Raw genomic sequence first — 13538 nt, forward strand, 5'->3', positions numbered from 1 at the left:
GAAAGATTCAGTCCCTCTTCAGGAGGAAGAGGGCGCCGATAGCGACGATGGAGAGGAACCAGGGGATCGGCGACTTCTGCGTCGGCGCCGCGGTCGCCGGGGCAGTCGTCTCCTCGACGGCCGGTGCTGGTGCATCGGTCACGACGGGGGTCGGCGTGACCGTCTCCCCGGCCTGCCCGGCGGCAGAGGTCGTCTCACCGCTCGCGATCGCGAAGTACGAGAACCCGGAGGCCTCGGCCGAGTACAGGGCCAGGCCGTTCTCTTCCTTCACGAACGTGGTCTTGAGCGGTTTCCAGGCTCCGTCCTCGTACTGGAGGAGGACGATGTTGGCGGTGGAGAGGCCGTGCGCCTTGAGCCAGGTCGTCGGCACCGCGAACTCGAGGGTCACTCCGGCGATGGCCGCGGGATCGGTGTGGTACAGGCTGGCGTCAATGAGTTGATAGGTCTGACTCTCCGGCTTCGGGACGTCCTTCGGGAGAGACGCCTTCTTCACCGTCACCAGCATGTCGTTGATCGAGTCATATGCCTCGACTGTGATCCTGCTGATCGCTGTCTTGCTCACCGCGAAGGTCTGCGACTCGCCTGCGGGGAGGGAACCCGAGATCGAGGTGACGTCGGAACTCCCACTTCCACCAGAGGAGGAAGAGGACGAGCCAACCGGTTCCCCGCCACTGGAGGTTGCTGATACCGCGGTCAGACCAAAGATCGAGAGGCCCTTCGGCGAGAAGGCCTCGAAGACCATATTCCCGTCGGCGTCGGTGCCGACAAGGACGGTCTTCAGGACTTCCTTGGTGCCGTCCTCAGCGGACCTGATGATCCTGACCGCGTCGACGCCACCGTGGGCGTCGACCCACGCCGGGCTCACGGTCATGGTGATCGTGGCGTCGGCGATGTCCTGGCCATTTGCAAGGTTCGTCTTCACGATGTTCATCGTGTAGGCGACCGCGTCCACCTTCAGTCCGTCGCTGCTGGCAGCGAGCTGGAATGCAGACTGTGCATCGGTCGACGCGTTTCTGGTGATGGTGGTGCGGAGTTCTGCACCCTCGGGGAGGTTGGTCAGGTTTGCCGCAATGGATCCGGTGACGACTCCGGCGGCCCCTGCATCGAGGTCTATGGGATTCGTATCGAGCCTGATCCCATCAAGAGCGCCTTCCACCGTGGTACCACTGACAGAAGTGTTGCCCGTGGTCGTGATGGTGAGGTTGAAGGTGTCCCTTCTGATCTTGATCTCGTTTCCTGAGACTGTGACCCCATCGATTGAAGTGTCGACGGAGATGTTCTTCTTGCCGTCGCCACCGTTCTTGACCGTGCATCCGGGAACGTCAAGAACCGACTTCTCGGTCTTCTGATCCTCCTGAGGAGCAAGTGCCCATCCGAGCACTGAATACCCACTCATCTCTGGCCTGCAGAGATCGTTTGTCCACGCCACCATGGTCTTCCCATTGTTGGAGTTTGCACAGTAGGCGTACGCATTGAAGGCAGCACGGTTTTCGAGGTTCTCGATGGTGTACTCGACCCTGACCGCCCCGCTGTCATTCAGGCCGGGAATGCCGCTGCCCGAACCGAGCACGCCGGCGTTCAGGTCGATGAACATGAACCTGAAGGTGTCTTCGGTGTCGGTCATGTTCTGCCCGGCAAAGACCGGGTAGTCGGGGTTCCCGCAGGGCCTCCAGATCTGTGGGCCATAGATGAAGTCATTCACGGTGAAGGTTTCATCCAGCGAGCAGAGGTTGTAGGTGATCTCGTCGGCCAGGGGTGCTTTGTTCGACCGTTCCGGCGACATGTCAGGAGTCCAGGAGTATCCGCTCGCCTTTACACGGACGGTAAGATCCTGCGGGACGGTCCCGTTCACGGCGAGCATCAGGATAATATCGTCATCGTATCCCTTGCCACCGGTGTCGGTCACATAGAATACTCCGGACTGTGTGTCCGTGACGGTTACCTGACCGCCGGCAACATTCGGGTCGGTGCTGATGTGGAGAGCGTTGAGGCCGCGATTCTCTCCTGCGAACCTGATATTGTAACAGGTGTTGTCGTAGTAGCCCTTGAAATCATTGAACCTGACGCCGGCGTCGTTCGCCACCGTCACGTAGATGTTGTTGTAGTCTGAGAGGACGCCGCCTCCGGGCATCACCGTCACCATGGCGATTCCCGGCATGCCGCCGCTCGTTGCGGTCACATAGGTCCTGCCCGGAGTGTGGGCCGAGAAGACACCATGGTCATTGACAGTTCCGACGGTCTCGTTGCTGCTCGACCAGGCAAACGAGACGCCTGCAACCCTTGCACCGGTCTCATTGTAGCGGGCTGCGGTGAAGGTCTGCCTGCCGCCGTCGTTCACCAGGGAGATGCACGGGGTGACGGACACTGAAGAGCGGTCGCTTCCGGTGGCATATACCACAACAGGCAGGGCAAGGGGATAGTTCTCGATGTTTGCCGGGGTGATCGCATAGGCGGTATCGACGATACCGTTCCCATCCGTGTCCGTAACTCTGGGGGTGTCCCAGTAGTTCCCGACGATGCCAGTGTAGACCTTTCCGTTGTAGAAATACTCCACCGGAGCGGAGGACTGCCAGACTTGCGCAATGTCGCCGAAGATGGTGCCTTTATTGTTGATGAATTCGTTGAGGAAGAACACGTTGTCCTTCGTCGTGTCGCCTGCGATGTAAAAAGCATTTATGGATGAATTTACGATGCAATTGGAGGAGAATACGTTGTTCATGGGGCCACCCACACGACCGCCGGTATAACCTGCCATCAGGCCGATTCCCCTACCGTACGCGTCGATAGTGTTCCCGGTAAAGGTGTTCCCCTCGGATACGCCATTCAGATAGATCCCATACAGTCCGGAAACTGAGCCGCCGATCAGCACGTTGTCTGCCACCGTCGTCTCCGTGATCCCATCCAGCCTCATGGCGGAAGTCCTGGCGCCCGAGATTACATTCTCCCGGATGAGGTTGCCCTTTGCGGAGAGCGAGATCCCCGTGGCGCAGCCCTTTTTCTCAGCAGTGCTAGAGATGGTGTTGCCGACGACCGTGGTGTTTTCACAGGGGTTCCTGGCGTACACCCCATTGTTACAGTCGGTAAATGTATTCTCCCTGATGGTGCTGTTGGGAGAGTCTTCCATGTAGATGCCGGCATAGCCGTTCTGATCAAAGACGTTGCCGGCGATCACGGTCTTCTCTGCACCGAGAAGGGCGATGCCCCACTTGCTTATCCCCATGACATTGTTCGTGAGGGTGCAGTGGTCGGCGCCATTGAGTTTGATCGAAGCATAGTTCCGACCGGGCCCTGTTTGTCCACCTTCGATGGTGAAGCCCTCGATGGTCACGCCGTCCACCGTGACGGTGAACACGTCTTGCAGGGGGGTGGGGGCATGGACGACGGTCCCTTCAGGGCCGTGCTCGGACCGGATCGTCAGGAATTTGTTGACGGTCACGCTCTCGTTGTAGGTCCCGTTTTTCACGACGATATTGTCGTAGTCGTACACTCCGTCTACCGCCGCCTGGATGGTGGTGAAGTCGCCGCTCCCCGAGGGATCAACATACCTGACCGCCGGTTCATGGGAGGCCGGGATGACGCGGACGGTTGCCGAACCGGTCACGCCTTTGTCGGATGCCGTGACCGTCGTCGTTCCTTCCTTTATGGCATTGAAGGTGCCGTTCTCGTCCACCGTACCGACGGTCTCGTTGCTGCTTGTCCAGGTGTAGACAGAGGTCGGCATGGTGTTGCCATACTGATCGAGGGTTGCTGCGCTGAACGTACCGGTCCGGCCTTCCTTCAGCACGAGCAGTGACGGCGTGATCGTGACCTTCGCCGGCCTGGGGAGATCGAGCTGGATCTTCTTTACGATGGCGTACTGTGAGTAACCGTCCTGGATGACGATCGGCCAGTATGTGCCAGGACGGATCTCCTTCCCGTCGAGTTTGTTGGCGACGACAGGAACAGAGTCTCCGCCGAGTTTGTCACTAAAAATATCGACGGTGCGGTCCCGTCCTCTTTTCTCATAGGTGATGGTGACCTTGTAGTTCTTTGATGCAAGTGTCTCGTTCAGCGTTGCCGGGTCATCATCGTCGATCAGGCCGACCAGCGAGGAGAGAGACGTCCCTTCCCAGAAATTCCCTGATGAAGTGCATGACGCCGGGTTTTCTGTCGAGATGTCGATGAATCCGGACCTGTTGACGGTCTCGATACCGGCGCCTTCGAGGGTGAGTGTCCAGTCGGGTGCGGTCTGCACGGTGACGTTCACGGTGTCCGAAACTCCGCCGAATGCCGCCTTCACAGAGGTTTTGCCCGCGGCCAGAGCCGTAAAGAGGCCGTCCTCATCGACAGTTCCGACGGTTTCGTTGCTGCTTGTCCATGTGAGTTTGAGACCGTCCATCTCTGCGCCCGAGGCATCGACGGCAGTTGCGGTGAACTGCACGGCCTCATCAGGATAGAGAGATGAGAGTTCATGGGGGTCGAGCGTAATTGAAGTCGGCGGGGGTGTCTTCATCACGCTGACGAGAGTCTCTGCAACGATGGCGCCACTCTTCGCGGTGATCGTGGTCTCGCCTTCGACATGGGCTCTAAAGAGCCCCGCGGTATCGATGGTACCGACGGTCTCGTTGCTGCTCGACCAGACGACCTCAGCACCCGGGATCGGTCTGCCGTCGGCATCGGAAGCACTTGCACTGAACTGCAGGGTCTTGTCGATGATGACGGTCGGGGACTGCGGGGTGATGACGATCGATGCCACTTCAGGGGTATCTTCAGTAACAGTAACCTCTGCGGTAGCGGTCGCGTCCCCGCCTGCAACGGTAACGGTTGTCGTCCCCGCAGCATTCGCAGTGAAGAGGCCGGTATGAGCATCAACGGTCCCAACGGTCTCGTTGCTGCTCGACCAGAGGAGCGATGCACCGGGCATCACCTGGTTGTTCTGGTCATATGCAGTAGCATTGAACTGCAGGGTTTCGCCGGTCCCGAGGACCACGGAGGTAGGGGCGAGTGTCAGAGCGGTCACAACCCGCGGGATGCCCCGCACCGTATAGCCGCTGCTCCCGACTCCGGTTACACAATTCGTCCAGGAGATGCCGTCGTCCTGATTGGAGGCCTTGCAGTAGCCATAAATGTCGAAGGCCGCAAAGGTTTCCAGGTTCTCGAAGGTGTAGTCGACCCTGGCCGCGCCGAGGTCGGTCGTGTTCGAGTCGCCAGAGATGTGCCCCACACCGAGGTCGACGAACATGAGCCTGAAGGTGTTCTCAGTGTCGCTCATGTCCTGGCCATCGAAGATAGGATAATTGTCAGGTTTGGGGGAGGGTCTCCAGAGTTGTGGACCATAGATGAAGTCATCCCTGGTGAAGGTCTCGTCCACCGCCCCTTCGACATACTCCTTGTCATCAAGAGAACCGGGTGACCAGCGGTAGCCGCTCGACGTGATGTGAACAGCAAAGTCGTCGGGGATCGTCCCATTCACCGCAAGCAGGAGGACGACTTCGTCGTTGTACCCTCTGCCTCCGGTGTTCGTGAAGTAGATGGTGCCGGACTGGTCTGGCGAGTTCGTGACCTGACCTTTCCTTACTTCAGGGTCGGTAGTGACGTGCATGGCGTTGAGGCCGCCGCCGTCGCACTTGATGTAGTAGGTGTCGTTCCCGAAGGTGTCGAATCGTGCACCTCCGTCGTTTGCGACCTGCACATGGATGTGCCGGTAGTCGGGCAGCGGTTCGGCCGCTGCCGGTGTGATCACAAGAGCAATCAGGAGGACGAGCATCGCCGCAGCGATGAGCGTTCCCACTGACCTCATGCATTTTCGTTGGTCAACCACGTAAAATCACTCCGCATAGTAGATAGGATCATAAAAACGGCAATATTATAGCCATTTTTGGGCAAAGTTAGCCCTTAAATTATAGTTCAATGCTCGATCAATTAGTTTTTGCCATTTTGAGCACAAAGTTAAATGAACCAAATTAACCCGAAGAGAAATAGGGAGATTGGAGTTTTCACGCCTTTTTCAGGATGAAAACAACTCCAATCGCCACAAGAGAGAGTACCCAGAAGACCGGCGACTTCTGCGTCGGCGCCGCGGTCGCCGGGGCAGTCGTCTCCTCGACCGTTGCAGGTGCATCGGTCACGACGGGGGTCGGCGTGACCGTCTCACCGGCCTGCCCGGCGGCAGAGATGATCTCACCGGTCGCGATTGCGAAGTACGAGAACCCGGAGGCCTCGGCCGAGTACAGGGCCAGGCCGTTCTCTTCCTTCACGAACGTGGTCTTGAGTGGTTTCCAGGCTCCGTCCTCGTACTGGAGGAGGACAATATTGTCAGTGGAGAGGCCGTGCTCCTTGAGCCAGGTCGTCGGCACCGCGAACTCGAAGGTCACCTCGGCGATCGCGGAGGGGTCGGCCCGGTGGAGAGCGGTCTCAACGATCTCGAAGGTCGTCTGGCCGGGGGCATCCATGCCCTTCGAGAGAGAGGTCTTCTTCACCGTCACCAGGAGGTCGCCGATCTCGTCATATGCGTCGACGGTGATCCTGCGAACCGCCGTCTTGCTCACCACAAAGGTCTGCGACTCCCCGGCAGGGATGGAGCCCGAGATCGCGGCGACGTTGGAACTGCTACTCCCGCCGCCGGAGGAAGAGTGCGATGCAGGCGGTTCGGCGGACTTCGTGACCGCGGTCAGACCAAAGACCGAGAGACCCTTCGGCGAGAAGGCCTCGAAGACCATATTCCCGTCTACGTCGGTGCCGACAAGGACCGTTTTCAGGACTTCCTTGGTGCCGTCCTCCGCGGACCTGATGATCCTGACCGCGTCGACGCCGCCGTGCGCATCGACCCATGCCGGGCTCACGGCCATGGTGATCGTGGCGTTCGCGATGTCCTGACCGTTCGCGAGGTTGGTCTTCTTGATGTTCATCGTGTAGGCAATGGCGCCGAGGTTCAGGCCGTCGGTGGTGGCTGCGAGCTGGAAGGCGCTCCGCGCGTCGGCTGAGATGTTCTGGGAGACCGTGGTCTCAAGGGCGGCGCCCGCGGGGATGCCGGTGAGGTTCGCGCCGATCGAGGCAGAAACCGTGCCGACGGTGTCGAGGGTAGTGGTGATGGGGTTGGTCTCCAGGGCGATGCCGGTGACGGTACCGTTCACGGTGCCGTTCACAACCGTGGGAGCGCCCTCGGTCTCGATGGTGAGGCTGAAGGTATCCTCATCGATCTGGATGGTGTTACCGGAGACGGTGGCGTTGGTGGCGGTGGTGTTAATCCTGACCTCGTGCGTGCCGTCGCCGATCTCCGTGATGTTACAACCCGGAACGTCGAGCGACGAGTCCTTCGTCTGGTCGCCGTGCGGCGGGGTCACCGTGACCATGGCGGTGCTGAACACGCCGTTGGCAGAGGCAGTAACCGTCGTCGTGCCGGCCTTGTGGGCGATGAAGACGCCGGTGGCGTTCACCGTGCCCACGGTGGTATCGGACGACGTCCACCCGAAGGTGAGGGGCAACATTTCAGCGCCGTTGTCGTCATAGGCAGTGGTGGTGAACGTCAGAATGTCGCCAGGAGCAAGTGAAGAAGTCTGCGGCGTAAGGACGATCGAGGCCGGGGCGAGAATGACGCCATCCTTCCAGGGGCCACAAAGGGGATAATTGTCGATCTGTGACGGCGACGACGAGATGACGAAAGGTTCGTCGCCGATACCGTCGTAATTCGAGTCATTACAGGTAAAGGATGGGCCCCAGAAGTTTCCGAGGTACGAGGGCCGTGCTTCACCGTGGACCATATAGTTCACCGGTTCGGTGGAGTTCCACTGCCAGGATGCAGCAGGTTGATTGGCTATCAATTCAAGTGTGGATCGGGTGTTGAACGTGTTGAGGTATGCAGTGTTTGAACCACCTTTCCTGATGAAGAAGGCGTATTGTCCACCCGTGAACGTGTTGGACACGAAGAGGTTGTCAGTGGCGTAATATGGCACAATGCCGCCAACGCTGAGATTTCTGAACTGGTTTTCTGAGATAATATTCGATTCCGACCGATAAAGGTACAGGCCATAGCAGCTGGGATCATGGATCTCGTTCCTTGTTATAGTGTTCTCTGTGGCATACGTGATGCAGATCGGACTTAGTGCATCTGTTGCATCGGTGATGTTGTAGAGAACATTGTTGGAGATCGTGTTCCCGCTTGCTCCCCTGCCGTTTTTGTCCCATAAGGACACCTGACCATCCAACCTGATCCCTCTGGCGTACACATCATGAACGGTGTTCCCGCTGATGGTTGAGTTGTGTGCTTTTCTGATGCAAATGCCTAAATAGTCGTCGAAAACCTCATTTCCTGCAACAGTTAGGTTATCGCATTCATAGGAATAGATGGCATTTCGCCAGTTCCACATATCGATACTGGGATCATCATTTGGGTTGGGAGTTGTCCCGGTGAGAGAGAATCCCTCGACGGTGACATTATCCGATTTTATTGTGACGATGTTACCGGTCGGATCCGCCGGCCGGATGATCGTCGATGACGGCCCGTTCATCGATCCAAGATGCACCGACCGGTCGACGACGACATTTTCAACATAGGTGCCGTCCCTGACGATGATGCGATCGCCATCGAACGCTGCGTCGACCGCCGCCTGGATGGTGGTGAAATCTCCTCCGCCGGAGGCATCGACAGACAAGGTGACCGGGCCCTCTGGGTGGACCGTGATGGTGGTGTTGCCTTTCACGGTGCCATTTGAGGCGGTGACCACCGTTTTGCCGGCGGTAAGGGCGGTGAAGTAGCTGGTGGCGTTCACCATACCGACCGTCTCGTTGCTGCTCGTCCAGGCGAAGACGACCCCTTCCATCTGGTTTCCGTACTGGTCGATGGCCGTTGCAGTGAGCGAAAGTCCATTCCCTTTGAGGACTGTGGGCGCCTCCGGTACAAGAGAAATAGTGGTGAGTCTGGGTGCGGTGTTTTCAGTGATCGCATAGAGATTCCTGTCAGTCGATCCGACGTAGATCGTGCCGTCGGCGCCGATCGCCGGAGCGTTGAAGAACCGCGGGCTCACCGGGTCGAGAAAAGTCCACTTCAGGGTGCCGTCCTGACCAAAGGCGTAGAGATTCTTGTCATTTGAGGAAATATAGACAGTTCCCATTGCATCGACAACCGGCGCCGAAGCGATGGCGGCTCCAGTCGCGTACGACCACTTCAGAGTTCCGTCTGGGTTGAGAGCCGTGATGTTGAAATTTGCCGACCCTGCATAGATCATGCCATCTGATCCGATCGCCGGTGACGCAACGGAACCGCCGATTGCGTATGACCATTTCAGCGTGCCGTCAGGGTTCAGAGCGTAGAGATTGCCGTCGTTCGATCCGACAATGATCGTACCGTCTGAGGCGATGGCCGGGGCTGCGTTGACCGCACCGCCAGTAGTGTACGACCACCTCAGGGTACCGTCAGGGTTGACGGCGTAAAGTTTCATGTCGGCAGAACCGGCGTAGATCGTGCCGTCAGAGTCGACTGCCGGAGCTGTGCTTACTGCTCCACCGGTGGTGTACGACCATTTCAGCGTGCCGTCCGGGTTCACGGCGTAGATCTTCATGTCGGATGAGCCGGCATAGATCGTGCCGTCGGAACCGATCGCCGGGGCCGAGGAGACGGCACCGCCGGGCGTAAACGTCCACTTAAGCGTGCCGTCGGGGCTCACGGCATAGATCTTCATGTCACGGCAGCCGAAGTAGACAGTGCCCTCGCTGTCGATCGCCGCCGCCGTATAGATCTGATGGCCGGCGGTATAGGACCACTTCAGCGTGCCGTCTGGGTTGACGGCGTGAAGACTCCTGTCCCTGGAGCCAACATAAATCGTTCCGTTCTGGTCGATCACTGGCTGGATCGTGAGGAAACCAGCCGTAGTGTACGACCATTTCTGCATCGGGTCGCTCGGTCCGGTATATGGGCTCTGTCCGGTATGCCTCAAGTCATGCCCTGCCATCGGCCATGCCGAGTCGGCAAGACCGCCGGAACGTTCGGTGACGGTCACCGCAGCGCTGCCCGAGACCGCACCGTACGAAGCGGTGACGGTGGTCGTGCCAGCGGCGAGAGCAGCGAAGGTGCCGGTGGCGTCAACGGTGCCGACTGTCTCGTTGGAACTCGACCAGGTGAAGACGAGGCCGGTCATCTCATTCCCATCGGCATCGAAGGCGGTGGGGACGAACTGCTGATTTTCACCGACGGTGAGGGATGCCGCCGCCGGTGCTGCCTCGATGCGGGAAGGCTTCGGGCCGGGCCCTGCGCCGACGACCGAGTACCCGCTCATCGTTTTGTCAGGGGTGAGGGCATTGGACCACGCAACCATGTCATCGCCGTTGTTCGAGTTTTTGCAGTAGGCATAGACGCTGAAGGCCGCAAAAGTGTCGAGGTTCTCGAAGGTGTAGTTGATCCGCACCGCACCCCGGTTCTCCAGGTCGGCGTTCGGTCGGAGTACGCCGGCATTCAGGTCGATGAACATCAGATGGAAGGTGTTCTCCTTGTCCTCCAGATCTTGCCCGGCATAGAGGGGATAATCACACTCGTTCCCGGTCGGTTTCCAGATCTGCGGGCCGTAGATGAAGTCCTCCGTGGTGAAGACCTCGTCAAGGGCCGAAGACTGGTAGGTGACCGTGTCGAGGGGCGGGGCCTGGTTGCACTCCGGGTTCGGGGTCCAGGTGTAGCCGTCCGCTTTCACACGGAGCCTGAGGTCTTCGGGGATGCTGCCGTTCACGGCGACCAGCAGGATGATCTCGTCTTCGTATCCCTTGCCCCCGGAATCAGTCGCATAGAAGGTGCCGCTCTGGTTCTCCGTCACGGTCACCTGCCCGAAGTTTACCGCAGGGTCGGTGGAGATGTGGAGGGCATTGAGGCCGCGGTTGATTCCTTCGAACCTGATGTTGTAGGTCTGGTTGCCGAAGGCGTCGTACTTCACGCCGGCGTCGTTGGCGACTTTGAAGAAGATGTGGTTGTAGTCGGGAAGGGGCTCTGGCCCGCTGGGCGCCGCGGTGACGGTCACTTCAGCCGTACCTTTGACGGTGCCGTTTGCCGCGGTGATCGTGGTCGTGCCCGCGGCGACGGCGGTGAAGGAACCGGTTTCGTTCACGGTGCAGACCGTCTCGTTGCTGCTCGACCACACAAAGGTCACGCCGTCCATCGGTCGGTCTCTCTGGTCGAGAGCGGTGGCGGTGAACTGCATCGAGGTGCCGATCCCGACGTCAGCGCTCGCGGGAGTGACATTGATCGAGGTCAGGACCGGGAGGACGCCGATAACGGCATAACCGGACGATCCTGTTGCGCTCAGGCGGTTGGTCCAGCGGACGCCCTGTCCTTGGTTCGAGGAGACCGTATAGACGTAGCCGTCGAACGCGGCGAAGGTCTCCAGGTTTTCGAAGGAATACTCGATCCTGATCGCACCGTTGTCGGTGATCGACTGTTCAGAGAAGTCTGGCTGGGATAGCGTGTTCGCACCGAGGATACCTGCGTTCAGGTCGATGAACATGATCGAGAAAGTGTTCCCCGTATCCGCCATGTCCTGCCCGTCGAAGATCGGGTAATCGACCGCCGCGGCGGGTCTCCAGATCTGCGGACCGTAGAGGAAGTCATCCTTTGTGAACGTCTCATCCAGTGCGTCAGGCACATAGGTGACGTTCTCGAATGTCGGATAGGTGCCCTTGAGTACAGGTGTCCACCGATAGCCGCTCGCCTTGATGCGAACCTGAAAGTCATCGGGAAGAGTGCCGTTGATCGCCAGCATCAGGATGCCGTCGTCGTCCCAGCCGCGGCCGCCGGTGTCGGTGAGATAGAAGACACCCGACTGGTCGTTACTGAAAGTGACCTGACCATTGGAGTTCGAGGCATCGGTCGTAATATGAAGAGCGTTCAGACCCTGTGTGTTACTCTGAGTTGGGCTGAAGAAATGATAGGTGTTGTTGCCGTAGTCGTTGAACCGGGCGTTTTCGTTGTTCGAGATCCGTAACAGCGTATCCTTGTTCGACGGCATAACCGTCGTACCGGTATCGGCCGCCGCCGGGACGATACTGATGATCATAAAGAGCAGGAGGAACGCTACGGCGATCCACCGCAGGTGCCCCCCCCCGCTTTCAGGATAATCTTTTCTCATACGTGTGACTCCTCCCATTTCAGGCTAAAAGAACGGACAATATGCGCGTTTTAGTTAATGCATTCTTTTTAATTGCCACGAATGGTTAATGATAATTTTATCGGGCGATGTTGAAATAAATATGTTGCCATCTTTTCTCAAGTATAACAGATGCAATTAACAAATTGATGCGATGATACTCTTCCCAACGGATTGAAGAAGGATAAAAAAAGAAAAATCAGGGATTTACACGCTCAGAGGCTCACCGTATAGCCACTGCTGCCCGCATCCAAGACCCTGTTTGTCCAGGAGATCCCCTGGCCCTGATTGGAACTGAGGCACCAGGCATAGGCATTGAATGCACCAAATCCCGTGAAGTTTTCAAGGGTGTAGTCGACTTCCGCCATACCGCCACTGCTCAGGGAACTGTTTATCCCGAGTGCTCCGACGTTCAGATCGATGAACATCATTTTCATTTTGAAGGGATCGGTGGTTTGGGACATATCCTGCCCATAGAATAGCGGATAATTGACGACGCTTGACATTTTATAGATCTGAGGACCGTACGAGAAATTCGCCGGGCCGAATGTATCATACAGTGCTGCAGGGACATAGGTAATATCATTGTTCGAGGGAGGGAGTTTGTTGGTGGTCGGCGTCCACTGGTATCCACTTGCATTGATAGTGAGAGTGAAGTCATCGTCAGAACTGTTTGTGGCAAACATCAGGATGATATCGTCGTCATAGCCTCTGCCGCCAGTGTCAGAAACATAGAACGTCCCTTCGCAGAACCCATTATTTCCAGTAACACTGGTCGTCTGCCCATAAGGCAGAGAGGGATCGGTCGTGATGTGGAGAGCGTTGAGGCCGCCGCCATCGAACTTCATGTAATAGTTGTCCTCATAAAAGTCATAAAATCTCGTTCCATTGTCGTTTGCTACTGATATGTTGCAGTGTTTGTACGGCAGTGTAGTCAAAGCAGCCGCAGGTACGACCGTGATCGCAACCATCATCAGGACCATAGAAACCACAAAAAGGCCCCTGATGCCAGAGTAACCGGTAATCTCTTTTTCTTTCATTGATTCACCATTCCGCTCCTTGATTCGATACTCCCGGCACAGGAGTATACCTCTGTTGATTGACAGAGCGGATCAATCAACTACAATCATTTGATCGATCCCCTATAACATATATAATTTCTCAAATAACGCCCGCATTAAATTCTCTATCTCAAAATGCCCGATTTAAAGGAATAAAACGAAATATACATCACCCAGGGGTTCCCATCAACGGGAACCGCCCCGGTGCGTACGTGCAGAAGAGTCTTTTTTCCGGAGGGGAAGGACAGGGGATGCCCCCAGGCGCAGATAATGGAGGGTCTTAACCTTGAGACCGGCCAGGACGATGATAGCAGTGCAAGGGTTCTCATGTATGAAACCAGGATAATTCACCCAATTTCTACCTGGCCTGAATGAT

At 57.6% G+C, this 13538-nt stretch carries 3 protein-coding genes; all 3 read right to left on the reverse strand.

What is annotated here, in order from left to right; genetic code table 11:
• Nucleotides 1-7: 7 nt before the first annotated feature.
• Nucleotides 8-5779: an Ig-like domain-containing protein gene (locus RJ40_RS03165; protein ID WP_265581907.1), complete on the reverse strand. Its 5772-nt coding sequence runs from the start codon at nucleotides 5777-5779 to the stop codon at nucleotides 8-10.
• A 196-nt stretch (nucleotides 5780-5975) separates the two neighbouring features.
• On the reverse strand, nucleotides 5976-12083 hold the full coding sequence (locus RJ40_RS03170) for an outer membrane protein assembly factor BamB family protein (RefSeq protein ID WP_265581908.1): 6108 nt from the start codon (nucleotides 12081-12083) through the stop codon (nucleotides 5976-5978).
• Nucleotides 12084-12316: 233 nt separating this feature from the next.
• Nucleotides 12317-13141, reverse strand: a complete 825-nt coding sequence (locus tag RJ40_RS03175; protein ID WP_265581909.1) for a nitroreductase — start codon at nucleotides 13139-13141, stop codon at nucleotides 12317-12319.
• Nucleotides 13142-13538: the final 397 nt, after the last annotated feature.

This window comes from Methanofollis aquaemaris (genome assembly GCF_017357525.1).
Taxonomy (GTDB): Archaea; Halobacteriota; Methanomicrobia; order Methanomicrobiales; family Methanofollaceae; genus Methanofollis; species Methanofollis aquaemaris.

Excerpts from the sequence above, each read along its gene's own strand:
- RJ40_RS03165 (WP_265581907.1), bottom strand. The coding sequence starts at position 5,779 with ATGAGGTCAGTGGGAACGCTCATCGCTGCGGCGATGCTCGTCCTCCTG.
- RJ40_RS03170 (WP_265581908.1), bottom strand. The coding sequence starts at position 12,083 with ATGAGAAAAGATTATCCTGAAAGCGGGGGGGGGCACCTGCGGTGGATC.
- RJ40_RS03175 (WP_265581909.1), bottom strand. The coding sequence starts at position 13,141 with ATGAAAGAAAAAGAGATTACCGGTTACTCTGGCATCAGGGGCCTTTTT.